Consider the following 26,210-nt stretch of genomic DNA (forward strand, 5'->3'; position numbering starts at 1 on the left):
CGATGCGAAGACTCAGAATCCTTTGGTCGAAACTGAAAGGGCAAGCCAGACAGCACCGCGAAGACGGCGGCTTCGACGACGAGATCCGCGAGCATCTCGCCCTGCTCGAACAGCGCTACCAATCGCAGGGCATGAATCCGCGCGATGCCGCCCGTGCGGCAAGACGCCAATTCGGCAACGTCACAGGGCTCAAGGAACGTCAGCGCATCCAACGCGGCCTTCTCTCCCCTTCAGAATGGTGGCGCGACATGCGCTTCGGTATGCGAATGCTCGCCAAGCGCCCAAATATCAAGTGCCGCTGTAGTCGTGGCACTTGCGCTTGGCATCGGCATGAACTCCGCCGTATTTACCTTCGTGAATGGCCTTCTCCTCCGTCCTCCTCAAGGTGTCAGCGACACCGGCAAACTTATCGAGATCTGGCTGCACGACCCGAAATCCAGCGGCGTGCAAGGCTGGGGCCCCTTCAACTATCCCGATTACGCCTACTACCGCGATCATGCAAAATCAGTTCAGGGCCTCATGGCCTTCGACGGCGATCCCGAAGAAGCAATTTGGAATCACCAGGGCTCCGGCGAAATCCTTCATGCGCAATTTGTCTCCGGCAACCTGTTTTCGCTCCTCCGAATAAACCCGGTCCTCGGCCGCGCGCTCTCCGTAGACGACGACAACATCGCGAACCCGCGCCAGGTCATCGTCCTGAGCTATCCCTTCTGGAAGCAAAAGCTCAACAGTGATCCAAACGTTGTCGGCAAAACGCTGATCATGAATGGCACAGCATTCACAATCATCGGTGTGGCACCAGCCGGATTCACCGGCCTCATGGTCGGCATGGATCCCGACTTCTGGGCGCCGCTCACTGTGATGGCGCGCTTTCGGCACGAAGTTGCAGAACGCTTCACCAGCCGCAACTCATATTGGCTTATCGTCGCGGGCAAAATGCGCAGCACCGCCGACCGCAAGAGCGTGCAGGCAGAGATGCACGTGCTCGCCCAGCAGGTCTACCACAACAACGGAAGCAAAAACGATTTTCAGGACGCCATCGTCTATCCACTTACGCTCGTCCCCGGACCGTTCCGTGTATACGTCGCCGCTTTCACCGGTGGGCTCCTCGCCGTCTTCGCGCTGGTTTTGCTGATCGCCTGTACCAATGCCGCCAGTCTGCTGCTGGCCCGCGCCACCGGCCGCGGACGCGAAATGGCAACGCGCGCGGCACTCGGAGCGGGTCGTGCACGTCTCGTGCGCCAGATGCTCATTGAAAGCCTCATGCTCGCCACACTCGCTGGAGCAGCCGGCATTGCCGTGGCCTGGGTTACTTCGCGAATGCTCATGATGCTGAAGCCCGCGAGCATTCCTATCACACTCTCCATTCCCATCGACTGGCGAGTCGTCCTGTTCACGACGGCGATCTCCATTGCCACCGGCGTGGTTTTCGGCCTCGCTCCAGCATTACGTGCCGGTGCCGTGCGGGCCGCCCGCATTCTTAAGGAAGAAACGCAGACCGCCGGCCCGAAAAAATCGCGCCTCCGCAGCGCGCTTGTCGTCGCGCAAATGGCCGCTTGCGTTGTGCTTCTCGCCGGAGCAACGCTCTGTGTGCGAAGCCTCCTGAATGCGAACGCCATCGATGCCGGTTTCGATACCCATCACATCGCGCTCACTACACTTGACCCGAGCAACCTCGGTTACTCACCCGCAAAAATCGACGAGTTCTACACCCGCCTTCTGGATCGGGTTCGGCAACTCCCCGGAGTCACTTCGGCCAGCTACACAGCCTTTCTGCCCCTCGGCACCTCGCGCTCGGGAACAACGGTCGGCAAGGACTCCGGACCCAACCAGGACAAAACAGAGGTCGACTTCTATCGCGTCTCTCCCGGATTCTTTCAGACAATGGGCATCCCCCTTCTCCGCGGGCGCGACTTCACTCAGAAAGAATTCAACGGCGACAAGGCCGACGCAGTCGTCATCAATCAGACTCTCGCAAACCGGCTTTGGCCCGGAGAAGACCCCGTGGGCAGGCGCCTCGCCATGCACGATGAGAAATCCACGCGCCTGGTCGTCGGCGTTGTAAAGGACGGCAAGTACCACACCCTCGGTGAGCCCCCCGCCGCTGTAATGTTTCTACCGAGTCTGCATCCTCAGCGCACCATCGTAGTGCGTTCCACAGGAGACTCCCGCACGCTCCTCGACGAAATTCAGCGCGAGGTCACAATCGTCGACCCGCTCATGGCGGCTACTGATGGACAGACCATCGAGCAGTACATGGCTCTTCCCCTGTTCCCCGCCCGGGCAGTAGGCTGGCTCCTCGGAGTCTCCGGACTCCTCGCTGTCGTGATGACCGCCATCGGCCTCTTCGGCGTCATTGCCTACATGGTCTCGCAGCGTACGCACGAAATCGGAGTGCGCATGGCGTTAGGCGCGCGCCGCAGCGATGTGATGAAAATGGTGATGAACCAGGGCTTGCGCCTCTCCGCGATTGGCCTGGGCATCGGCTTCATGGGAGCCTTCGCAGCATCGCGACTGCTTGCCCCCGTCCTCTATGGCATCGGCGCAAACGATCCTGTTACGATGGCGGCCGTAGTCATTGGACTGACCTTAATCGCCCTCGCGGCATGCTATCTGCCCGCCAGGAAAGCGATGAACATCGATCCGTCAGTAGCATTGCGCTATGAATGAGCTGCAGCATAGCGGCTGCGACTAGACCGTTTTCCGGTTTGCCAGCCGCGACCTTGATTTCTCCCTTCAGCAAGCCACTCTCATTTGGAATGCTCATCGACAAGGTCGGAGACCCCTTCGGCAGGTGCTATATTTCTTCCATCGATCACCATGGGGCCACGCACACTTATGAATCGCAGAGAGTTTCTCACCACAGGGGCCGCTGCCGCCGCTCTTCTCTCCTCCAAACAGTTCGCATTCGCTGATCCGCTTGGTCTGCCCATCGGCTGTCAGACCTATCCCGTGCGCAAGTCGATCGGTTCGGACTTCGCCGGCACCATGAAGCAATTGCATGCAGCCGGCTTCACGCAGATCGAGCTCTGCTCGCCCTACGGCTACGAAGAATTCTCCAGCCTGCAGAAATACAAGCCACAGGAGTTGCGGCGCATGCTCGAAGACTGGGGCCTCGGCTGCATCTCCGCGCACTGGGGTGCAGATGAGCTCTTCCAAAAGGCGGACCAGAGCATCGCCTACGCCAAGGACTTCGGCATGACGCAGATGGCGATCGCCGCACTCGGCCCCTGGGCTCCCCGCACCACCGAGTCACCCGACGACGTCAAGCGCATGGTCGAGCCCTTTAACGCCTTCGCCGAAAAGGCGCACGCCGCTGGCATCGTCGCATTGCTGCACAATGAAGCGTTCGTCTCCGAGCACATCGACGGCAAACCCGTCTACGACATGATGATCGCCGCACTCAATCCCGCCACCACCAAATTGCAGTTCCAGGTATCCACCGCGCAGCAGGGCTACGATGCGGTGACCTATTTCAACAAGTATCCCGGCCGTTTCCTCTCCATGCACTGCCAGGACTGGGTAAAGGACTCCTCCACCAAATCCGGCTTCCGCCAGGTCCCGATCGGCAAGGGAGTCGTCGATTGGAAGTCCGTCTTCGCGGCGGCCAAAACCGGTGGCGTAAAGAACTACTTCGTCGAACTCGAAGAAGATCCCTCATTGATGCCGGCAAGCGTGCCTTACCTCAAGTCCCTGAGCGTCTGAGCCGGCCAGCACCCGCACACCTTGTTATTCCGAATGAGCAACAAAGCAGAAAGGGTCACATTCATGTTGAATCGGCGCGATTTCCTTGAAGCCGCATCCGCCACCGCTGCTTTCACCATCCTCCCGCGCCATGTATTGGCGAAAAGCGGCGCTGTCCCTCCCAGCGACAAGATCACCGTGGCGCACATCGGCACGGGCACCGAGGGTCTTCGCGAGATGCCGCGCCTCATGGCGAGCCCTGAAATCCAGATCGTCGCCGTCTGCGACCCTTCCCAGCACGCCATCGGATACCGCGACTGGGGCAAGGACGACCTCCTCAACGAACTGCGCACCGTCCTCGAGAAGCCCGATTGGATGAAAGGCACCGAAGGCATCGTCCCCGGAGGCCGCGACCTGGCCAAGAACTTCGTCGAGACCTACTACGCGGCCGACCAGCCCAGCGGAACCTACAAGGGCTGCGCGTCCTACGCCGATTTCCGCGAGCTCCTCGACAAAGAAAAAGACATCGACGCAGTCAAGATCATGACGCCCGATCATCTTCACGGCGTCATCAGCATCGCCTGCATGAAGAAGGGCAAGCATGTCATCCTGCACAAGCCCATCGCCAATCGATTGCAGGAAGCCAAGCTCGTCATCGAAACTGCGCGCCAAACCGGTGTCGCCACGCACTTCATGCCCTGGGAAGCCAACGGTTCCATGGATCAGATCATGGCCTGGATCAACGGCGGAGCCATCGGCACCCTCCGCGAAATCCATAACTGGACCAACCGTCCCGTCTGGCCCCAGTACACCAACCTCCCCACCGCCGCGCCTGTTCCTGATGGCTTCGATTGGGATCTGTGGCTCGGTCCTGAAGCCGAGCGACCCTACTCGCCCGACTATACGCACATGGTGTTTCGCGGCTGGTATGACTTCGGAGGAGGTTCCATGGCCGACATGGGCCATTACAGCCTCTGGGCGGTCTTCAATGCTCTCGATCTCAAGTCCCCCACCAGCATTGAACCGGCGAAGACGCACGTCTGCGGATTCAACAACGGAATCGCCTTCCAGGTGCAGAACGACTATTCGTTCCCCACCGCCTCCTCCGTCCGCTTCAAATATCCGGCCAGCGGCACTCGGGGCCCTGTCGACCTCGTCTGGTACGACGGCGGCATGCGCCCTCCCACACCCGAGGAGCTGGAGGCCGCAAACGAAGAGCTTCCCGTCGAGGGCATGATGTTCACCGGCACCAAGGGGAAGATCCTCTCCGGCTTCATGCTGGAAGATCCGCAACTGATATTGCCAGGCGGAACGCCCAAAGATCAGCCCCCGCCGACTTATGCCCGCGGCAAACAGGTTGCGCCCAGCATGCGCCAGTGGATTGCCGCCGTACGCGGCAGCGGATCGCAACCGCCCTCGAGTTTCCTGAACGCATGGCCCATCACAGAGGCAGTGAACCTCTACGCCGTCGCACTGCGCACCGGCAAGAAGCTGATCTACGATGGCCAGTCCCAAAAGATCACCAACCTCGCAGATGCCAACAAGTATCTGGCCCGCGAATACCGCAAGGGCTGGGATCCCCAGGCATAAGCGAGCCATAAATCGCCAAGTCACGAAGGGACTGGGGCCAATCTCCGATAAATGAATCTCCCCAGCCGCTCTGGTAAGCTGGGGTCGCTGTCAAACAAACCTGAATGGAGAAGAAACAATGCGCATTCGTGCTCTGGTTCTTGCGGTTGCTGTCATCGTGAGTGGGGTTACGCAGATGCGGGCGCAGATGAGCGAGCAACCGCCGGCGCCTCCCATCGGTACAAAGGAAGATCCCTCGAAAGCAATGGACAGCTTGCTCTCCATGATGGAAGGCGAGGTAATGGGCGCGGCCAAGGCTATGCCGGCCGATAAGTACAGTTTCGCGCCCGCGCAAGGCATCTTTGCCGAGAGCCAGAAGACGCAGTTCGATACCGTGCGCACCTTTGTAGGACAGGTAACGCATCTGGCGCAGGCCAACTACTTCTTCTTCGGCTGGAGCGGCATCAAGCCTGACCGCGACGTGAAGGCAATCGGCTCCATCAAAACAAAGGACGAAGCCGTGGCCGCACTGGAAGCCTCCTTCGTCTACGCGCACAAGGCCATTGCGACCATCACCACGGAGAATGCATTCATCGCTGTCAAGCCGGTCGACGGCTTCAGCACGCGCATCACGATTACCGGATTTGCCGCGGCCCACGGGTATGACCACTATGGCCAATTGGTGGAGTACCTGCGCATGAACGGCATTGTGCCGCCGGCCAGCGCCAAATAGCGATCCCCGCCAGTCACAAATCCGGGCGCCCCATCCTTGAATCGGTTTCATCGATTCAAGGGTGGGAGACCCAAACCCGGCAGTTCCCCTCCTCGCGATGCTCCACGCTCTCCACCCCCAGACCCGTGTCATCCCGAACGACCGCGCACTTTCTCCTCAAGCCTGACAACACCTAAGAGCCGAGCTTTGAAAGGGCACTTACTTATCCGTGCCGCTCAACTCGTTGAGATGTGCCCGGCTTTAGCCGCTGAGGGATGGTTCTCGAGCGTTCACCGCCCGTTCATCCTCATGACCGGCTTTCTTCACAAGGTCGGCGATACCATCTGCTGGCTTACTTCAGAAGCCGATGCGCGCGCCGTAGGTGCGCAACGACAATAGCCCAGGCCAAGGTCCGAGCAGCGCGAGGATCTGTCCTGGGTCAGTGCGCCATACACCTCACGCGTCCCGTAAGGCCGCGTCGAAGTAGCCTGATTATTCCGCAGTTTGCGTGCGGTCTGGTCTTCCAGCGGCCCCTCGCTTGATTCATGCTCATTCGCCGAGGTGCATCCGGTCATCACGGCCCCGTCCTCAATGAGCGGTTTGCCCTGCACGCGGCAATTGAGGCGAACCACCTGGAATGCTGGTTAAAACCTGGCTCTACGGGATTTGTCTAGCGAGACATACCGCCTGAGTCTTGACCCCCTCCGTCCACTGTTGCATGCTTAGGAACGTTTAGAACTTAGTCAATCTCCCATGCGCAAAGAAGATGAGATCTTTCGGGACCTATCGGTCGTCTGCACCTCGCCAGGCTACGTACATGCTTTGGCGTACCTCTGCTTCCGAAACACCGTGATCAGTTACTCTTCCGAGATGTCAGCCGAGGACACGGCCCATTTGTTCTCGAGAGAGCATTTAATCCGTACCGAAAGGTCGACCTTGATCGGACTTATGGTGCAGCAGGCAATCGACTGGTCATTGCCGGATGCGAAGACATTGCAGCGCTACATCGATGAAACAGAGAGATTGCTTGAGGAATTTCACGAGAGCATGTCGGGTCCGACAGTGGAGGAGCTTCGAAGAGCCGTGGAAACCGGTAGCGGAGCGAACCCCTTTCAACGAGGGGAGAATCTGCGCGAGCCCATCTTTTACAGTGGCGAATCAGCGTATTCTTTCCAGTTCCGTGACCTCTCTGTTCCGAAGTACCAAGCCGATAACCCATGGTTAGAAAAGCAGAGGGGCTTCACCATCCAAAGCGCCCGCGATGTCGTTCACGCTTTGGTCAAGTTGCAGAACGGCAAATTTACTTCGACCTTTGCTAGTCTTGCGGACCTCAGTCCAGAAGAGTGGACCTTCTTGCCCTCCTTTGTCTTCACTGTCGATGAACTCGCAGAGGCTTCAGACATGGATCGAGGTCTGATCGAGCGGGTCGTGAACACCTTCATTCTGCCGGCCGATCAGAGAAATGCCTGTTTTCGCGCTGTTGACGATTTCAACGTAGTTTGTGCAGCGCCAATAATTCCGATTCGCGACGGGCAACTTCTCCTGCTCGAACAGTACACACTAGAGCAGTCGCTGTATGAATCGCCGTTCTTTTGGATGTGGGATGACAAAGCCTATCGCAATACATTGCATGTCAATCGCTGCAAGTTTCTTGAAGATCTATCGGAGGCGCGGCTAAAGGCGATTTTTGGCGAAAGAGCCGTGCTCTCCAATATCCGGGTCAGCGAGGGCAAGGGAAAGGACGCGGGGGAAATCGATACTCTAGTCCTATTCGGTGATCGTGCCATCATCGTGCAGGCGAAATCAAAACGGTTGACCATGGAAGCGCGGAAGGGGAATGACAACCTGATCCGCAGTGACTTCAAGAAGAGTGTTCAGGACTCCTATGATCAAGCCCTCGGGTGTGCGCGAGCTTTGACGAGCTCGAGCTATGCGTTTCTCAGGCCCGACGAGACAAGGATCGAAGTACCGAAAAACCTCAAAGAAATATACATCCTCTGTCTGGTCTCAGATCATTATCCCGCGCTGAGCTTTCAGGTGCGGCAGTTCTTGAAATATGAAGCAGACCTTGTGATACAAGCTCCATTCGTACTCGACGTCTTCACATTGGACGTGATCGCAGAGATGCTCGAGACTCCGATTCAATTCCTTAGCTATTTAAAGAGGCGGGCCAGCTATCAAGAGAAGATTTACACCGGCCACGAGTTGACGATCCTCTCGTATCACCTCAAGCGGAATCTGTGGTTTGAAGAACAGTACGACATGATTCAGCTTGGAGATGACATTGCCGCTGATCTCGATATCGCGATGATGGTCAGGCGCGAAGGAGCACCGGGTCCACGCACACCGGATGGGATCTTGACCCGTGTTAAGGGCACTAGGGTAGGCGAGATCTTGAGGCAGATCGAATCCAGACCCAATCCAGGCACGATCAATCTTGGATTCGCTTTGCTTATGTTGTCGGAAGACGCAGTGGTCAATCTGAGCGATGCCATTGACAAAATGGCTTGGCAATCAGCTAACGACGGATCCCATCACGACCTAACCATGCCAATGGGAGAAAGCGGAGAGGGTCTAACCGTACATTGCAATAGCCATCCGATCCCTGTCGCCGTCCCCAAACTGGAAAAGCATTGTTTAATGCGCAAATACAGAGCTCGTGCGGCTCGGTGGTACGGTATTTGCATTGCCCCGGACGCTTCAATCCGATTCGGTGTCAATCTCGAGTTCACGTGGGAGCCAGATCCGACAATGGATCGTGTCATTAGCGCTTATCCGGGGCACGGCTCGTTCACTAGCATGTCAGCACCCCACGGGAAACGGGGGAAGATCGGCCGCAACGATCCCTGTCCTTGCGGAAGCGGTCGAAAATTCAAGAAATGCTGCTCGCTCTGATCAATCTTGGGGCGATTGAAGCGCCAGGTACGAGCCCTTGCTAATCGATCGTCAGTCAATGCCAAATCGCCTACGCACTCACCGACAGTAACTCGACAGTTGCGATCGAGTTACTTCCTATTAGGAGGATCGCTTGCGCGAACCTGCCCGCTCGCTCGCGTTTGTGATCCGGTCGGCCCTCACCCGTGACCACCATCACAGACTCCACCCTCAAATTCGCCTACCCTGCTCAGGTGAGTCGTGGTGTGCCTGGGCTCCTCTCCTAACCAAACGACGAACTGAAGGGGAGTAACTAGAAAGGGACTGGGTTTACTAGAAAATTAGCTACCCCTCCCCCTGTTTTTACTTCTCCAAATCTTCGCTAATTTTCGCTTATTCGGCTCATACAAAATAGATTAGCTCAATATGAATAAGCATATGCGCAAAATCGAATATGATTTGCGAACGAGGTAAAGGTTATTAGCTGATTAACAGCTATTCCTTCTTGGAACCGCGCTTCCTATACGCCTTCCCATCCGGATCGGTCAGAACATCCTTCCCATCCTCCGCGGCGATTGAGAACTTCCGCCGGCCGTCCGACGGCTTCCGGCTCTTGTCCGACGCGGCAATATGCTCATCCGCCCGAAACATGAACACCACCAGAACCAGAAGCAACGGAGCACCAAGCAACAGCACGTCCATACCATCGGAATGCATCGGCAACTCAAAACCAGGCGGCAAGACACCGCCTAAAGGGGAATTCCAACCATGGTAACTGTGATTTAGTTACTCAGTCACTCATAAGCCAGTTACCTAGGTTTATACCCTCAGCGCAGCAAAAGATACGGCACTTTAGTCACGGCCGAATCTCCACCGGCGTCCCGACGGGAACCAGCTTCCAGATCTGCTCAATCTCATCGTCCGTCACCGCCACGCAGCCGAGCGTCCAGTCGATGGTGCGGTGCGCCGCGCCAATCCAACCTTTCCCGTTCGGCAGCCCATGAATCATGATCTTGCCGCCCGGGCTCACACCCAGCTTCGCCGCCCGCCGTCGATCCTCTTCATTGGGATACGAGATGTGCAGCGCCTTGTGATACGCCGAGTGCTCGTTGCGGCTGTCGATCACGTAATGCCCTTCCGGCGTGCGCCCATCGCCGGCGCGCTCCTTCGCCGCCAGCCCTCCCGATCCCAGCGCCACCTTGTAACTGCGAATCACCTTCCCGCCGGCGAGCAATTCCAGCACATGATCCTTCTTCAGAATCAGCACCGAATCGGCCCGCTCAGTTGGAGCCGCAGTTTTGGAACCCGCGGGCACCGCAAGCCACAACACCGCGGCCATCACAATCCAGGGCCACAAGAAGCATTTCCGCATGCCGCAACTCTACACCGTCTCTCCTACTCCCTATTCCCTGTTCCCTATTGCCTGCCTTCAAAAAATGCCCCGGACGCGCTCTCCGTCGTCCGGGGGCTGAGAGAATCAGTGGTCAGTCGCAAACTTACTGGCGGTCCTGCGCAAGGTTCTGCGCCGGATGCACCGTGCGGTAACTCGAGTTACCCTGCGACCACACCAGCAGCAGGATGTCCTTATCGGCCGGAGTCGTGTGCACATCGCTCGCAAACTCGCTGGCCGAGGCCGCCGGCTTGCGGTTCACTTCCTCGATCACATCGCCAGGCTGCAGTCCCGCATCCTCCGCCGGGCTGCCGGGCTTCACGTCCTGCACCACAACGCCCTTCACCTGCTCGGGAACGTTGAACTGCTGCCGCGCATTCTCATCCAGGTTGCCAACGGCCACGCCGATCTTGCCCTTCTGGCCGCTGTTCTCGCCCGCATTCGAAGCCTGCTCCGTCTTTGCCTTGAACTGCCCCACAGTCAGGTTCACCGTCATCGGCTTGCCGTCACGCACCACGTTCAGCTTCAGCGGAGTTCCGGGAGTCATCTCGCTGACCGCCATCTGCAGTGCGCCCGCGTTGCCCACCGGCTGCCCGTTCGCCTCTGTGACGACGTCACCCTGCTTCAGGCCGCCGCTCGCAGCCGGCGAGTCCGGCGTCACCTGCGCCACAATCGCGCCCGACGCTTCCTTCAGCTTGAAGAACTCGGAGTTTGCCGGCGTCACGTCGTTGATGTTGATGCCCAGGTATCCGTGCTCCACCTTGCCATGCTTGATGATCTGGTCGGTCGTTGCGCGTACCAGCTGCGCCGGAATCGCGAATCCCGCGCCCGCAAACGAGCCGTTGTTCGTAATGATGAACGTGTTGATGCCCACCAGCTCTCCGTGCGCATTCACCAGAGGCCCACCCGAGTTACCCGGATTGATCGCCGCATCCGTCTGAATATAGCCACCCGGTTTCCGCGCGTCATCCGAGTAGGGATTCGGCCGGTTCAGCGCGCTCACAATGCCGCGCGTGACCGAAAACTGGAAATACCCGAACGGACTGCCAAACGCCAGCACCGTCTGTCCGGGCTGCAGCTTGGCCGAGTCACCCCAAGTCACTGTCGGCAGGTCCTTCGCGTCCACCTTGATCACCGCGAGGTCAGTCAGCTTGTCCGTGCCGATCACCTTCGCGGGCAGCACGCGGCGATCGTTCAGCGTCACGCGGATCTGCGTCGCCCCATCCACCACGTGGTTGTTGGTGACAATGTACCCGTCCGGCGAGACGATCACGCCCGATCCCACCCCGTGCTCAAGCTGCGGCCGCTGGCGGCCAGGCGGCATCATCTGCCCGAAGAACCGCTGCAAGCCGGGAGGCAGTTGCTGTTGCATTTGGCCACCATCCTCGTCATCGCCATCTCCGCCGCCCATCGTCATCTGACCGGCGGGCACCCGCGCCGTCACCGACACATTGACCACCGCCGGCGTCACTTTCGCTGCCACCGCTTCCATGGCGTGATCAATGCTCGTCAGCGCCGCAATGCTGTTGTCGTCGAGCGCCGGGGTGTTTGACGCCGCATGTACCCCACCGTGTCCGGCAAACATTGCCGCACCAAGGCCAAACGCAGCAGCCACGGCAGCCGGCGCCGACAGTCTCTTTGCTCCACTTACTAAATGATTAGTTGTACCAGACATAACGCTTCCACTCCAGGGTTGAATTGTTTTGTTTCCAGGCTTGCGTGCGGTTTTCGGCCGCACAGTAGATTCCTTAAATCTTGATCACCAGCCAGCCGTCCGGCGTCTGCAGTACGGCAAACGTGCAGCGCACCACGACAGGCCGACGGGTATGACGACCGGTCTGCTGCATTGCCATCACGACCTGCGGCGGTACGCCCAGATCGTCAAAGTCAGTCATCACCAGTAGCGTGCCCGCTACTTCGACCGGAGGAGGAGGTGACATCAGGTTTGCCAGCCGTGCCGGAGGCTCCGCCTTCTTCACTCGGCGGCAGAGCGCGGCCTTCTGGGGCTTCCCAGGCTTCGTCGTCGCGCTGGGAAGAACTGCCTTCACCAACTGGGGAGTTCCGCCCATCGACCGAGCTACTTCATGCGCATCGAGCGCAGGCGAAAAATTCTGGGCCTGGGCTGCGCGGGTCAATGGGCTGAACCGGACGAGTTGGGGGGAGCGGGCGAGGATGAGGGTGCAGGCCAGCGCTCCGGTCGTCAGTCCGGCCATGGCGGCGAGGGCCGGCCTGCGGCCCATGGATCGAGCCGGTTCACTCAGGATTCGTTGGACGCGCCGCACCAGTTCGGGCCGCCGCTCCCATGCGCCGAGTGCCAGGCTGAAACCGCGCCGAACCAAGGTAAATTCGGCCAGATGAGTGAGGCACAGGGCATAGGCTTTGCGGCCGGATCCGGCGTGCAGGACACGATCATCGCAGGCCAGTTCTCGCTCGGCGCAGAGGCGGCGTTCTACCCAGGCCAGCGCAGGGTTGAGAGGAAAGAGAACCAGGGCAAGTTTCTGCAGCAGGTTCGTCCAGTCGTCGCCGCGGTGGAGGTGCTCCATTTCGTGAAGAATCACTTGCTTGAGTTCCGCCTCGGAGAGCTGCTCGAGCAGGGCCGGAGGAACCAGGATCCGGGGGCGGAAGAATCCAAGCACGCTGGGACGGGCGACTTCGTCAGATGCGCACAACGCGACGGGATGGCCGTTGTGCACCAGCAGCGGCTTGAGCGCGTCTGTTACTTGCGCCGGGACGGCGTTTCGGCCCATGCGGCGCAGGTGAAGCGCTCCTGAAGCGAGCTGCGCGAGGCGAATCAGCGACATTGCCAGCCAGACGGCAGCCACCGCCAAGCTCCAAAGTGGATTGAGTCGGACGGCGTGGCTTGCGGACGCTGCGGGCAAAGCCTCCTGTCCGCCGATGAATACCGGCAGGATGTGGAGCAAGGCGAGCAGGATAAAGACGTTGAGCCAGATGACGGAGCGGGCTGCGGCGCTCAGGCCGGGAAGCATGCGCAGCACGAGGAATACGATGGCAGCCAGCAGCGCGCCCTGCCAGATGGCCGAAACCAGGGCTCCCGTCGCAGTGGCCGACAGGTTGACTGCGTGCAGAACCAGCTCGTTCATCACCCGACCTCCGTCGACGTGGCCTCGTCCGGCGCCAGCGCGATTGCTTCTTTAAGACGCCGCAACTCTTCCGCCGTGATCTCTTCGTCCCCGAGCAGGCTCAGCAGGAGGCGCTCACGTGAGTTGCCGAAGAACCGCTGGAGCACATTCTTGACTTCGCTGCGGCTGGCTTCGTGCTCGGCCACGGAGGGGCTGTAGAGGAATGCCCGGCCCTCCTGACGGTGGGTCACGTATCCCTTCTGTTCGAGGATGCGGACGGTCGTCAGCACCGACGTGTAGGCAAGGGGAGTCTCGCCGGCGCAGGCGGCCACCAGGTCGGCAACGCTCGACTCACCGCGGGTCCACATCACTCGCATGAGCCTTAGCTCGGCCTGGGTCAGCGTGTTGGAGGGCTTTGGGGGCATCTGCTTCTACTGCTACTCAGGAAGAAGGCGCCTTCCAACGCCTTCACTCTGTCAGACGAATTACTAATAATTTAGTTAGCGAGCGGAAGTCAAGAAAAGACCGCCGAGGAAGGAGGGGGTGGGGCTGATCCGGGGCTGGATGCTGCGTTTTGCACCACCTTTGGTGCAGAGGGCGGAGGGGGGGGTCCCCGGCCACTCTCCCGTCCCGGGTTTGCACCTTTTGCGGTGCATGGGGGGAGGGGGTGGGGTCTCTGTGCTTCCCCAGATCCCTCTGGCGTTGCGCCCCCAAGTCGCCCTGGAGGGGTGGGGGCTGCCGTTCTCTCTCCCGTTCCCACCGCTTCCACGTGCGGGGGGGATGGGGGGTGCCTGACCCTGTCCTTGCCCCCGGTTTGCACCTTTTGCGGTGCATTGGGGGAGGGGGTGGGGGGTGCACTGTTTCCTCTGCCCTCGCAGCCGATTCGTCCCCAGCCCACCGCAGGAGAGGGTGCTGCCGCCTTTGCCGGCTCACACCTGCAGACCCGGGTTTAGGGGGAGGGGGGTACCCCTTTTCCCTTTTTCCTGGGCGGCCGTGTCAGCCGCTTCCCTGTTTTTGGACAAAGATCTTCCTGCACCGCAAATGGGCGCAATTGGGATTATGGGGTGGTTCGAGGATGGCGGCTGTGCGCGCCATCACAGAGCTAGGTTCAGGAGTGGGTTGGGGCGCCAACTTCAAAAGCCGGGGATCACTCCTCCGGTCTTCGAGGCGCGGATCGGTAAACGGAAGCCGACAGCTTGAGTACTTATCCGGTTCGGTGAGTGCATCGGGGATGATGCGCTAATTGGCTTCGGCGGTGAGGCACGGCACCCTCTCCTTCTCGCCTCTCGAAAGTCGACTGACTCACTCTGAGATAAGGCGTCGACCAGTCCCGCTAAGCTATTGGACGGTTAGGGTGATTGATCCCGTTTGCGAGATGGTGCCCGAGGTCGCGGTCATGGTGATGACGTATTTGCCGGGGCTGGTTCCCGGGTCAGATTTGGGAGTTCCTCCTCCTGCGGACCCGCCTGAGCCGCCGCCGCAGCCGGACAGAGCACCTGCAATGGCAAGAAGCAGCCAGGCGAGTGCGAGTGAGGCACGGAATCGGCGGAGATGGCGCCGCAGGCCTAAGAGCAACACGCAGCCGAGGACGGAACCCGCAGCGGGCAGCCAGGGATTGCGCTGCGGGTGCGCCCGAGCCACGGTGGTGGGGCCGGTAGTGTTGACGGTTAGGGTTGCGTTGGCAGGAAGGGTTCCTGTGATGTTGACGGGGCTGGTGCTGCCGAAGGAGAGGGTGGGCAGGTGCACGGCGCCCGCGGGCGAGGAGGTGATCTGAGCGGCGAGGTTGACGCTGCCGGTGAAGCCGTTGACAGGCAAGACCATGACGTTGAGGGTGGCGGATGCGCCAGGCTGGAGGGTGGCGTCTCCGGCGCTGATCGACAGGCCGGGGGGCGCCTGGATGACGTAGCTGGCGGAGGCGACCGCGCTGGGGGATGCGCCGGGAGCGATGGCGATGGCCTGGATGGTTTTAGAGGCGGAGATGGTGAGGGGGGCGGTGTAGAGGGTAGATGACGCCGAGGGTGTGGAACCGTCGGTGGTGTAGTAGATGGCCGCGTTGGGCGTGGCGTCCGTGATCTGGAGGGTTTGCGCGGCAGTGTAGGTTCCGCTGGGGACGCTGAAGGCAGGCAGGGCGGTGGCCGGGGTGATGGCGGAACGGACAGGCAGTTTCCACAGGTCGCCGAGGAAGCCGAACTGCGTGGAAGGATCGACACCCCATCCGCCGAAGACCCACACGACATCGCCGGCGCCCATCCAAACGGCGGAGCCGCCGCGGCCGCCGGGGATGTTGGCGGAAGCGGGAAGGCCGGGCGTGCCGTAGGTGGGAGCGCTTCCGCAGTTTCCGCCTAAGGTGGGGCAGGTGGTGAGCTGTTCGCCGGCGATCCAGGCCCATTGGGCGCTCTGGGGATCGAATTCCCAGAGGTCATTGAAGTAGAGCTGGCTTTGGTTGGCGCTGTCGTAGCCGCGGCCACCCCAGAGCCAGAACTTGCCGGCGCTGTCAGCCCATCCTGAGGTCATGAAGCGACCGGAGGGGGTGTTGGCGGGCGCGATCTGCCCCTGTGTACCGTAGACGGCGGGCCCGTAGCTGAGGTTGTTGCCGGCCATCCAGGTCCACTGCATGGTGGCGGGATCGAAGCGCCACACGTCGTTCAGTTCGCCGGCAGCGCCCTGGGAGTCGATACCCCAGCCGCCGAAGAGCCAGAATTTGCCGGAGGCGTCGCGCCAGGTGGTGGCATCTTCGCGGCTGCCGGGGAGGTTGGCGGAGGCGGGCACGCCGCGGGTTCCGTAGGCGCCGGGGATATCGCCGCCGCCGAAATCGGTGATGCCGCCCATCCAGGTCCACTGATTGGCGGATGGGGCGTACTTCCAGAGGTCGCTGCGGTCTCCGAAGGTACCGAGCGCGGAGACATCATGCGCACGGCCGCCGAAGAGCCAGACATTCCCCTGGGCGTCGAGCCAGGTGGCGGCGAAGCTGCGGCCGCCGGGAGTGTTGGCGGGATCGGGTGAGCCCAGGGTGCCAAAGACGGGGTCCTGGCCGTCGAAGCGGCCGTTGTTGGCGAGCAGGGTGCTGCCGCCGATCCAAGTCCACAGGCCGGTGGCGGGATCAAAGCGCCACATGTCATCGAGCTCGCCGAAATTGCCATCGGCATCGAAGCCTTCTCCGCCGAAGAGCCAAAGACGGCCCTGCGAATCGAACCAGGTTGTGGCGGCGTCGCGGCTGCCGGGCATCTGGCCGGGCGCGGCCTGGCCGCGAGTTCCGTAAAGGCCGTGGAAACCGCAGATGTCCTCAGTGTGGCGCGAATGGGTGCAGGCGGTGCCGACGGTGTTGCCACCGCTGATCCAGGTCCATTGATTGGAAGCGGGATCGAACACCCAAAGGTCGTTGAGCAATTGGCCGTTGACCGACTGGCCGACGCCAAAGCCGCCGAAGACCCAGAGGCGCGCGCCGGCATCGACGGCGGTGGCGGGGAAGAGGCGCTTGGCGGGCTCGTTCTGATCGGAGGGGACACCGCGAATGCCGTAGTTGAAGGATAGATCCGTGCCAAAGCTTTGGACGGCTTTGGTTGCTCCCCTCATCCAGACCCATTGGTTTTCAGGACTCGACGGCGTGCCGATGAGGGCGGTTTGCGCGCCCGAGGTGCTGGGGGCAAACTGCGCATCACCGCTGTAGGAGGCGGTGAGGGAGGCTGAGCCGACGGGCAAGGAGGCGACGGTGAGAGCGGCTGAACCTTGCGCGAGTGGGACTGAGCCGAGGGTCTTCGCACTGGTTTTGAAGGTCACCGTGCCGGTGGGACTGCCGCCGCCGCTGTTGGCGACGGTTGCCGTGAGCGTGACCTGCTGCGCGAAGGCTGTCGACGCGGGCGATATGGAGAGGGTGGTGGAGGTTGGAGTCGGGCCAGGCGCGGCGATGTTGAAAGTGGCCGCCGCGACAGGACTGGGTAGGTAGTTGGGAGCGACGGCGATGGCCTGAAGCGTCCGCGTGGAGGAGACGCGCACGGGCGCTCCGTAAAGGGTGGAGGAAACGGAGGGCGTGGTGCCGTCGGTGGTGTAGTAGATGAGCGCGCCGGGAGTAGAGGCGCTAATGGCGACGGTTTGCGGAGTGGAATATGTGCCCTGAGACGGGGAGAAGACCGGCGAGGAGACAGAGGGACGGTAGGTGTTGTCCGGCTGGAATTCCCACATGTCGTTGAAAGCGTCGAAGGTGGTCCTGCCGCCGAAGAGCCAGAGATTGCCAGCCGAGTCAGTCCAGATAACGGCGCCGTCGCGGGAGGCGGGGATGTTGAACTGACCGGGGATGCCCTGGGTGGCGCTGATGGAGGTGAAGCTGTCGTTGACGTTTCCAGCCATCCAGCCCCACTGGTTGGAAGCCGGGTCAAACTTCCATTGGTCGCTTAGCCAGCCGTAACCTGCATTGCCGAACCAACCGTTTTGAATTCCGCCGAAGAGCCAGATATTCCCTTGTGCATCCTTCCAGGCGGGAGCGCCCCAACGGCTTGGGGGGACGTTGCCCTGGGCCAACTGGCCATAGGTGCCCCAGGTGGCGCTGAGCCATTCCTTGTAGTAGTCGACGACTGCGTTCATGCCATCCATCCACGTCCATTGCTGGGTAGAGGGGTTCAACATCCACACGTCGTTCATGTCGCTGAAGCGGCCGTTGGTATCGAAAGCCTGGCCGCCGAAGAGCCAGAGATTTCCGGCAGAGTCCACCCAGGTGGTAGAGCCGCTTCTGGCGCCGGGCAGATTGCCGGCTCCGGCTGTGCCGAGGGATCCGTACTGGCCCGGTTCACCGCAGGACAAGTACCACAGGTTGACGTCCTGAAAGCAGGCGCTGCCGGCGCCATCGGTCGTACCTGCCTGCAGGGTCCACGCTCCGGAGTCAGGATCGAAGGTCCAGAGGTCGTTGTAGTAGTACCGGACGTAGTTTTTTTGATCGAAGCCAAAGCCGCCGAAGAGCCAGACTTTGCCGGTGTGGTCAGTCCAGGCGAAGGAGAAGTTGAGGCCGGGGGGAGTGTTGGTTGCGGCTGGAGTTCCCGGAGTTCCGAAGATGGGAGGTGCGCTGCAGTCGAGGCCGCCTCCGGCATCGGTAAAGCAGTTGTTACCGAAGGCGCTGAGACCGCCTTTCCAGGTCCATTGGGCAGAGGCGGGATCGAGGAGCCAGAGGTCGTTGAGATAGCCGTAGGCGCCGGTGGAGTCGAGTCCGTAGCCGCCGAACATCCAGAGCTTGCCGTGGGCGTCGGTCCAGAAGGCGGCACCGAAGCGGGCGCCGGGGGCGTTGGCGGGGTCGGATGTTCCGAGCGTGCCGTAGACGCCGGGCTTCAGGGGATCCTGACTTCCGCCCATCCAGGCCCACTGGCGGCTGGACATGCTGAACTTCCAGAGCTCGTTGTAGAAGACGCCGCCATTGCGGCCGCCGAACATCCAGAGGTCGCCGTTGCTGTCGGTCCAGAAGGCAGGGGCGGTGCGCGCGGGGGGCAGGTTCGCGGGCGCCGGGACACCCAAGGTGCCGTAGATCGGTGGCGCGTTGCCCTTGTCCGGGGTGCTGACCCACGTCCACTCGCCGGGGGAGTCAGTCTGCGCGAAAGCTACTATATGTGCCGAAAGAACGAATAAAAGAAGGCAGAGCGCCAGGGAGGCCCCAGGCCTGCGCCCGTTGAACGAGAACATGCTTCCCTCGGAGTGGATGTGTGGTCACACGATTCTATACCGAACCAGGAGCCGCATGTGGGCGGTTTCTCATCGTCACCTTCATCCGACGGCTCGGAATTGAAAACGATGGCCGATTACACGCGCCTTTCTCATCATTGGGAATAACAGCCCAAATTGCCTTCCGGCCGGAGCCACCAAAGGATGTAGAGACTATGCTGAAGCATCAGGAAACGCGGCTTGCTGCCAGCATGGCGTGTCCGGGTGCTAGGTGAGCGATGGGGAACTGCACGGCAAAGGCGCCTCAAGACTGATTTGTTTTCCGGTGAAGGGATGAGGGAACAGCAAGAATTGGGCGTGCAAGAGATAGCCTCCATCCCCGGGGAGTCCGGGCAGATGATCAAGAGGCTTGCCATTCACACCATAGAGAGGATCGCCCACCAGAGGATGGCCGATGGAGGCCAGATGGATTCTGATTTGGTGAGGGCGCCCGGAGTTCAGGCTTACTTCAAAGGTTGTTGTGCTTGAGGTGCGCGCTATCACCTTTGCTAATGACTTTGATGGTTTGCCACCTGGGTGAGCGGCCCACACGGATCCGATCCGTGGGTGCGGTACAAGGCCGATGGGGGTGAGGATCTCGTAGGTGTCGTGCTCCGCAACGTTTTGAGCCAGCGCCCGGTAGATCTTTTGAACTTTGGACGTATTCCAGGCGGCGGTTAGATTCGACGCAGCCTGCGGCGTCCTGGCGAAAAGGACGATGCCGCTGGTGCCTCGACCCAACCGGTGGACGGGATTGGCGCCAGGCCAATGTTGTTGCACCAGGCGTAGAAGCGTATTTTCCAGGAACCCACCCGCGGGCAGGGTGGGCAATGCGCTGGGCTTGCTGACAGCCAGGATATGGGCGTCACTGAACAGGACTTCGAAGTGTCGAGGGACTTCTGGCTCGATCCAGGGTGCACGATTCCAGACAAGAGTCTGGCCTGACACGACAGATTCATTTCCTGTGGAGGGAACGCCGTCGAGAGTGACCTCGCCGTTATTCAGTTTTTCTTGCCAGGCGTGTCGGCTGGAGTGGGTGTAACGACTTGCCAGGTAGGAGAGCAGGTTTTCTCCATGGTGCTTGCTGCTGATGGTTGAGGTATACACGTAGCCCCGGTTGAGCATGTAGTCGAGTGTACGGCGTGCGGCACACGACCTTGGCGGAAGGCGCGAGGGTGAGATTGCAGAGCGGGGACCCATCCCGGAGGCGGCTCGCGCCATCTACGTGACGGGAGGCAAGATGGCGGACGTACTTCTTACGGATATTGACGGGACGCTGATCGACAGCAATGCGCTGCATGCGGAGGCGTGGCGGCGGGCGTTTGAGCATTTCGGCATCGAGATTGGGATGGACGATGCGTGGCGGCAGATTGGGAAGGGGGCGGACCAGTTGATTCCCACGTTTCTGCCGGAGGCGCAGCGGGAGAGGATCGAGAAGCCGCTGAAGGAGTACCGCAAGGAGATCTTCCACCGTGATTACATGCCGCGCATCGTTCCGTTCGCGCGTGCGCATGACCTGCTGGTGCGGGTTCGGGAGGCGGGGATGAAGATCGCGCTGGCGACTTCGTCGGACCCTGAGGACCTGAAGACCTACGGCAAGCTGCTGGGGATGGAAGACCTGGTGGACGAGGCGTCGTCTGCAGGCGATGCGAAGCGGTCAAAGCCAGCGCCGGATATCTTTGCCGCGGCACTGGAGAAGATGGGGATGCGGCCAGAACAGGCGATCGCGCTGGGCGATACGCCGTGGGATGCGCAGGCGGCTGGGAAGCTGGGGATTCGGGTGGTGGGCGTGACGTGCGGCGGGTGGAAGCGCGGCGATCTGATGGATGCAGGGTGCGTGGAGGTGTGGCGCGATCCGGGGGATCTGCTGGAGCATTTTGGGGAATCGGTTTTGGGAGGCAGGGAGTAGGGAATAGGGATTAGGGAATAGGACGGTGCGGTCCTAACGGGATGGTGGGATGCATGGCGCACGGGACCCGGGACAAGCCTTCGCGTGGCGGGGAAGTCGAATCGGGAAACAACGGATGAGTCGATCTCAATTAATGCCCGCGGCAAAGCGGGAGATGATCTCGGACGAGGTTCAAGTTGAAAGGGCATCCCCACTGAATTCGAGCACGCCGGTTCAGTTCAAGCAGATATGCTTTGTCCTTTTGATATTCCGACCACAGCGGTTCGGCATCTGAAACCGATGTGCCCAAATACAACATGGCGTCGCCATACTCGCCCACAACTGCCTCTTTTCCACCAGGCAACGAAACTCTGGGCCAAGGCAGGAGTATGGGTGGTGTGCCCTCAGTTTCACGTTCCGGTTTGTTGAAGGAAAGCAGCACCACGAAGACCGAGTTCGGGTAAGCCTGTTCAACAAGCTTTGTCACGTTGGGAGGCCAACTTGGATCGGAATTCCTGGATACATGGGCCGAACCGAGAATCACCAGCGCGCGATGTCCTTTAGCGAGTACCTGGCGCTTAATTACATCTGCGAAGCACGTGTCGTTTGGCTGATACCTTCGCCAGTCAAGATGATTGCGGACATGCATCCAGTCGATGCTGCAGTCTCCTGCTAACACTCTCAATCGCTTTTGCGGTGGAAGATCGGCATTCACTTTTCTAACGGCAGAGAGAAGCTGTGCGTATATGGGTGACTCCCATGCGAAGACCTTCGTGGTATCTCTCCAGACGCTTCGCAGGCTTTGGGAGGAGACATTCTTCCCGTTGACATACGCATCCAGCGTCGGCTGCGATTGCTGGCTTGCAAATTCGATCACAATGTCGTTGATGTTCTGTTGCAGCTTTCGATTTTGAACAAGCGAGACATAGAAACTGCCCATTTGCTCAATGGAATGTGCCTCGCCGATCGCCACGATCGGATATCGATCCAATGCCTGCAAAATACCTTTCACCGCATCTTCGGGAAGAGATCGGACTGGCGAAGCCGATGCAAGAATCAGGAGTGCACAAATCCAGGCCCTTGAAATGCCTCTCGGTGTAAACATTCAATGGACCGGCTTGAGCCAAACCTCTGCCGTGACAGGCGTACCCGCTCCCCTGATCACCACAGTCCCTCGCAGCTCACCGTTCATTTCCTTCAGATCGTAGACGAAATCCCGCAGCTTGGACTTAACTTCGAATCTCAAATGGCCGCTTGCAAGCTGGCCCTGGATGACAGGATATTGTTCGGACGAATCCGGCCCCCCAGTCCCGGTTATCTCCGCACCCGTCTGCTTGAACGTGAAAAGCTGGGGAACATTATGTTCGCCATCAGGCACGCGAAACGCTCCATTCCAGACACCCGAAACTGTTGCTGCTGAGGCGACAGTCGTGAACAAAGCGAAGGTCGCCAACACCGCTACTGTCTTCATCTTGACCTCCTATGCGGGTTCAGCTCGCATAGAAAATCATCATAGTACCAGGGTGTTCGGGACCACGGCGGATTTGGGCGAGAACGGAGAGAGAGCGAGTTTCTAGCGGTTCTGGCCTAGGTAGATGTTGAGGATCAGGCCTAACTGGTTGAGCTGTTTGTTGGGCGTGTTGCCGGTCTGGTTCTGGTGCTCGTAGTAGGCGTCGAGGGCGAGGCGCTGCTTGATGGGGAAGAGGCATCCGGCGTGGATGGCCGTGTTGCTCCACTTCGCGAACTGGCTTTGATAGAAGACTTCGGCGCTGGCGTAGGGGGCGGGTTTGTAGCCGCCTAGGGAGACGGCCCGCTGGAGTTTGAGGCGGTTGCGGTAGCGCCAGACGAAGGGGCCAGAGGACCAGTCGAGGTCGGCGCGGTTGCGATCGGCGAGAAGGATTTTGCCGGGCACGGGCAGGTTGACCACGAAGCCGAGGGGGATTCGTTCGACGTCGGATTTGTTCTGCGACACAACGTGACGGTAGCCGACGAAACCCTGGAGCAGGCGCGACTTGGATTTCTCTGGATCGAAGATTGGGATGTTCTCAAGGGAGACGAGCGGCTCGGCGAACAGGTTAAGGCTGGGGCCGATTTCGACCTGGGCGGGGTCGCCGCCTTCGCGGGTGTCTTTTACCTGGAAGTCGACGCGGAGGCTGTTGTTGGCTCGGTAGAGGACGTCGACTTCGGGGAGGAACTGGGAGGTCTGGGCGTGTACGGCTGCAGGCAGAAGAGGCAGGAACAGCAGCAGCGTTTTTAGAAGGAAAGCTGTGTTCCGCTTTGGCCGCACTGCTGTCTCTTTCCGGTCCAGATTTGTGGATTCGCTATAGGGATTATCGCGCGGCGGGGAGGGCGTGCCCGTCGTCGAGTTTCAGTGCTCCGAGGAGTCAAGCGACCAGCGGGTTATTCGCCTGCGGCTCAGAATGACCAATTCGAGCAGGAAACGAGCTGGTTCATGATCTCGCATCCGGCGATCACACTTCCGTAATCGGGGTGTGAACAGGACGACGATCTGCGTCGATAGAGAATCTATCGGCGGCATACGACTGCCGGGAAGAATGCGTACGCCCGCGTACGCGCAGGAGACTGAGAGCCGGTCGGGCATCGATCCATCATGCACCTATTCAGGGCTCAATTGCGTACGCTCGACCGTGTCGATTTATCGGCGAGTTCGCTCGCGCGTACAGCGCTGCTGACCTCATCGGGGCTGGCCGTGCTTGGATCGTGTCTTGGCTTCGCCGCCATGACGCAAGGCGCAATGGGCATTGCCGAAGGGGTGCTGATCACCTGCGGAGGTGTCTTCGGCGCATTACTTCTGGTGATCCTTCTCGCCTTCCGCAGTGTGCGCACCCAGCGGGTTGCCGTGGCCGCCGTTGCGTTCTATGGCGCGTATCTTTGCGCAGGGCTCCTGATTGCGCTTCTCACTGCAGGGCAACATGAGAGTGCATTGATCTACCTGCAGTGGTTTTTTCCGCTGCTGATCCTCAACCGGATGGTGAACGCACCACGGGCCGGGCAAATCGCCGCGAATATCCTGCTTGTACTGCCGCTGGCCATCATCGTCGCGTTCCTCGGTGTCTTGTTCAGAGACACTCAGCCGACGATGGTCTATCTCACCCTGGTGGCGTGTCTCAGTTACACGCTTTTTTCTTTCATGCTGAGCGCAGTCTCGCGTTATCGCGAGGCCTACATTGTGGAATCAGAGCGCGGCAAGTCATTGAGCATGCAGGCTGAGGTGCTGGAGAGCATCTCCGATTGCTTCATCTCGATGGATGGGGAGTTCCGTCTGACTTATGCGAACGATACTGCCTGCGCGGAGCTGGGTATCGAGCGAAAGAGTTTGATTGGCAGTGAATTGCGGTCGATCAATCAGAGCCTCTTCCCTGCCTGGATGCTGGCCGAGCTAAGCAGTACGCGCGGCGACGTGGCGAGCCAGCATGAGATCCAGAGTGACCAGGGGCAGTGGTACGAGATGCGCTGCTTCAGCCATCCCGAGCGAATCTCCATCGCTTTCCGCAACGTCACGGAGATGGTGACGTCGCGGCACAACCTACAGGCCGCCTACGAACGGCTGCGGGAGCAGTCGGAGCTGCTGGACAAAGCGCAGGACGCGATCTTCGTGCAGGATTTCGATACCCGCATTCTCTACTGGAACAAGGGAGCGGAGGACCTGTTCGGATGGTCTGCGGAGGAGATTCTGGGGCGCCGCGCAGCCGATCTGCTACTGGTAGACGCGGAGGCCATTGTCCCCGCATGGCAAGCGATCGTTCACGGCGGCGAGTGGTCCGGGGAGCTCGAAAAACGGAAGAAGGATGGAACGCGGATCACGGTTGAATCGAGGGTGAAGGCGTTGCGGGAGGAGACCGGCCATCCGCGGTCAGTGCTGACGATCAACACCGACATTACGGATCGCAAGGTGGCCGAGGACCGAATTCACAACCTGGCGTTTTATGACCATCTGACAGGCCTGGCGAATCGAACTCTGCTGATGGAGCGGCTGGAAGAGATTCTGCGGCGAAAGCAGCAGAGGGACCACCACGCCGCTCTCCTGTTCATCGATCTGGACGATTTCAAAACGCTCAATGACACGGCTGGCCATGAGGCGGGTGACGGGCTGCTAAAGGAGATTGCGCGGCGGCTGCGACAGATTATCCGCCGAAGCGACTCCGTGGCGCGATTCGGGGGTGACGAATTCGTTGTGATTCTGGAGGAGCTGAGCAGCGATCGCGGCAAGGCGACGGCGGAGGCACGTCGCGTGGGTGAGAAGATACTGCGCGCCTGCCGCGAGCCGTACGTCACGGCGCATTGCAGCTTCGAGAGCACGGCGAGCATCGGGATCACGTTGTTTGTGCCGCACTGCGTGACGGTGGAGGATCTGCTGAAGCGCGCCGATCTAGCCATGTATCAGGCGAAAGAACAGGGGCGGAATAACCTGTGCTTCTTCGATTCGTCGATGGAGGTTTCGGCCTCGGAGCGCGCCGTCCTGCTGGCGGATATGCGCAGCGCACTGCAGAATCAGGAGTTCTCGCTGCACTTCCAGCCGCAGCTCGACAGCAGCTTCCACATTACCGGGTGCGAGGCGCTGCTGCGCTGGCGGCATCCGCAGCGCGGCAATGTGTCCCCAGGTGAATTCATCCCTCTGGCCGAGTCTTCAGGGCTGATTGTCGACATGGGAGCGTGGGTGCTCAGGACCGCATGCCGCCAACTGGCGTATTGGGGTGGGCAGCCCCACATGAGATCGCTGGAAATGTCAGTGAACGTGAGCCCTCGGCAGTTCCTCGACAAGGATTTTGAACGCCTGGTGGCAAACGTAGTGGCGGAATCGGGCGCTGATCCGCGGCAGCTCAAGCTGGAGATTACAGAGAGCGTGATGATGGAGAACATCGAGGAGACGCTCTCGACGATGACCGCTTTAAAGGCGCTGGGGATCGGCTTCTCGCTGGACGACTTTGGTACCGGCTACTCATCGCTGTCGCAATTGAAGCGGCTGCCGCTGGATCAGCTCAAGGTCGACCAGAGCTTTGTGCGGGGAGTGGAGCAGGCGGAGACCGATGCCTCGATTGTGCGCACCATCATCGGACTGGGGCGAGAGTTGGGCCTGAACGTTCTTGCCGAAGGGGTGGAGACGGCGCAGCAGTACGGATTTCTGAAGGAGCATGACTGCCATTCGTTCCAGGGCTTCCTGTTCAGCCCGGCCCTGCCGGCCTCGCAATTCGAGAGCTTCGTCAAGGACTTTTCTCGACGGGATGGCGGGATGACCGGCGATGCAGAGCCGCGATTTGTCGAGGCCGGCGACTACCCGACGGCGATGACAGCGGCGGATTAATTCAATTCGCA

Annotated in this window: 17 protein-coding genes and 1 pseudogene; 8 read left to right on the forward strand and 10 right to left on the reverse strand. The window is 60.3% G+C overall.

Going from position 1 to position 26,210, the window contains the following annotated elements; all coding sequences use genetic code 11:
- Nucleotides 1–2 precede the first annotated feature (2 nt).
- The 6 genes and pseudogenes from MOP44_RS27965 to MOP44_RS02405 form a co-directional block, all read left to right on the forward strand.
- Nucleotides 3–191 (forward strand): annotated as a pseudogene (locus MOP44_RS27965) (permease prefix domain 1-containing protein); the annotation flags it as partial.
- Nucleotides 145–2,670, forward strand: coding sequence for an ABC transporter permease (locus tag MOP44_RS02385; protein ID WP_260794296.1), 2,526 nt, complete (start codon nt 145–147; stop codon nt 2,668–2,670). The pseudogene MOP44_RS27965 and the gene MOP44_RS02385, both read left to right, overlap by 47 nt.
- A 168-nt stretch (nt 2,671–2,838) precedes the next feature.
- Complete coding sequence (locus MOP44_RS02390; protein WP_260794297.1) at nt 2,839–3,705, forward strand: sugar phosphate isomerase/epimerase family protein; 867 nt, start codon at nt 2,839–2,841, stop codon at nt 3,703–3,705.
- A 63-nt stretch (nt 3,706–3,768) separates the two neighbouring features.
- Complete coding sequence (locus tag MOP44_RS02395; RefSeq protein WP_260794298.1) at nt 3,769–5,274, forward strand: Gfo/Idh/MocA family protein; 1,506 nt, start codon at nt 3,769–3,771, stop codon at nt 5,272–5,274.
- 118 nt (nt 5,275–5,392) lie between these two features.
- Complete coding sequence (locus MOP44_RS02400) at nt 5,393–5,986, forward strand: DinB family protein (protein WP_260794299.1); 594 nt, start codon at nt 5,393–5,395, stop codon at nt 5,984–5,986.
- 849 nt (nt 5,987–6,835) lie between these two features.
- A complete protein-coding gene (locus tag MOP44_RS02405) occupies nt 6,836–8,860 on the forward strand; it encodes an SEC-C metal-binding domain-containing protein (protein ID WP_260794300.1) in 2,025 nt (674 codons plus the stop codon).
- Between the two features lie 474 nt (nt 8,861–9,334).
- On the opposite strand, the gene MOP44_RS02410 is transcribed toward MOP44_RS02405, so the two are convergent.
- The 7 genes from MOP44_RS02410 to MOP44_RS02440 all read right to left on the reverse strand — a co-directional run bounded on the left by MOP44_RS02410 (nt 9,335) and on the right by MOP44_RS02440 (nt 20,113).
- Complete coding sequence (locus tag MOP44_RS02410) at nt 9,335–9,556, reverse strand: hypothetical protein (protein WP_260794301.1); 222 nt, start codon at nt 9,554–9,556, stop codon at nt 9,335–9,337.
- 139 nt (nt 9,557–9,695) lie between these two features.
- Complete coding sequence (locus MOP44_RS02415; RefSeq protein WP_260794302.1) at nt 9,696–10,211, reverse strand: L,D-transpeptidase family protein; 516 nt, start codon at nt 10,209–10,211, stop codon at nt 9,696–9,698.
- A 124-nt stretch (nt 10,212–10,335) separates the two neighbouring features.
- Nucleotides 10,336–11,904, reverse strand: coding sequence for a Do family serine endopeptidase (locus MOP44_RS02420; RefSeq protein ID WP_260794303.1), 1,569 nt, complete (start codon nt 11,902–11,904; stop codon nt 10,336–10,338).
- Between the two features lie 73 nt (nt 11,905–11,977).
- Nucleotides 11,978–13,330: a M56 family metallopeptidase gene (locus tag MOP44_RS02425; protein ID WP_260794304.1), complete on the reverse strand. Its 1,353-nt coding sequence runs from the start codon at nt 13,328–13,330 to the stop codon at nt 11,978–11,980.
- Complete coding sequence (locus MOP44_RS02430) at nt 13,330–13,734, reverse strand: BlaI/MecI/CopY family transcriptional regulator (RefSeq protein ID WP_260794305.1); 405 nt, start codon at nt 13,732–13,734, stop codon at nt 13,330–13,332. Before MOP44_RS02430 ends, MOP44_RS02425 begins: the two co-directional genes overlap by 1 nt.
- 913 nt (nt 13,735–14,647) lie before the next feature.
- Complete coding sequence (locus tag MOP44_RS02435) at nt 14,648–18,970, reverse strand: kelch repeat-containing protein (RefSeq protein WP_260794306.1); 4,323 nt, start codon at nt 18,968–18,970, stop codon at nt 14,648–14,650.
- A 246-nt stretch (nt 18,971–19,216) separates the two neighbouring features.
- Nucleotides 19,217–20,113 (reverse strand): RluA family pseudouridine synthase, encoded by an 897-nt coding sequence (locus tag MOP44_RS02440; RefSeq protein ID WP_260794307.1) that lies wholly within the window; start codon nt 20,111–20,113, stop codon nt 19,217–19,219.
- A gap of 115 nt (nt 20,114–20,228) precedes the next feature.
- Between MOP44_RS02440 and MOP44_RS02445 the strand changes: the two genes are divergently transcribed.
- Complete coding sequence (locus MOP44_RS02445; RefSeq protein ID WP_260794308.1) at nt 20,229–20,897, forward strand: HAD family hydrolase; 669 nt, start codon at nt 20,229–20,231, stop codon at nt 20,895–20,897.
- 130 nt (nt 20,898–21,027) lie between these two features.
- On the opposite strand, the gene MOP44_RS02450 is transcribed toward MOP44_RS02445, so the two are convergent.
- The 3 genes from MOP44_RS02450 to MOP44_RS02460 all read right to left on the reverse strand — a co-directional run bounded on the left by MOP44_RS02450 (nt 21,028) and on the right by MOP44_RS02460 (nt 23,163).
- Nucleotides 21,028–21,888 carry a ChaN family lipoprotein gene (locus MOP44_RS02450; RefSeq protein WP_260794309.1) on the reverse strand — a complete coding sequence of 287 codons (861 nt, stop codon included), beginning with the start codon at nt 21,886–21,888 and terminating at the stop codon, nt 21,028–21,030.
- Nucleotides 21,889–21,981: 93 nt separating this feature from the next.
- A complete protein-coding gene (locus tag MOP44_RS02455) occupies nt 21,982–22,347 on the reverse strand; it encodes a hypothetical protein (protein ID WP_260794310.1) in 366 nt (121 codons plus the stop codon).
- Nucleotides 22,348–22,449: 102 nt separating this feature from the next.
- Nucleotides 22,450–23,163, reverse strand: coding sequence for a DUF2490 domain-containing protein (locus tag MOP44_RS02460; protein WP_260794311.1), 714 nt, complete (start codon nt 23,161–23,163; stop codon nt 22,450–22,452).
- A 345-nt stretch (nt 23,164–23,508) separates the two neighbouring features.
- On the opposite strand from MOP44_RS02460, the gene MOP44_RS02465 reads away from it, so the two are divergent.
- Nucleotides 23,509–26,199 (forward strand): EAL domain-containing protein, encoded by a 2,691-nt coding sequence (locus MOP44_RS02465; RefSeq protein ID WP_260794312.1) that lies wholly within the window; start codon nt 23,509–23,511, stop codon nt 26,197–26,199.
- Nucleotides 26,200–26,210: the final 11 nt, after the last annotated feature.

Source organism: Occallatibacter riparius, from assembly GCF_025264625.1.
Classification (GTDB): domain Bacteria; phylum Acidobacteriota; class Terriglobia; order Terriglobales; family Acidobacteriaceae; genus Telmatobacter; species Telmatobacter riparius.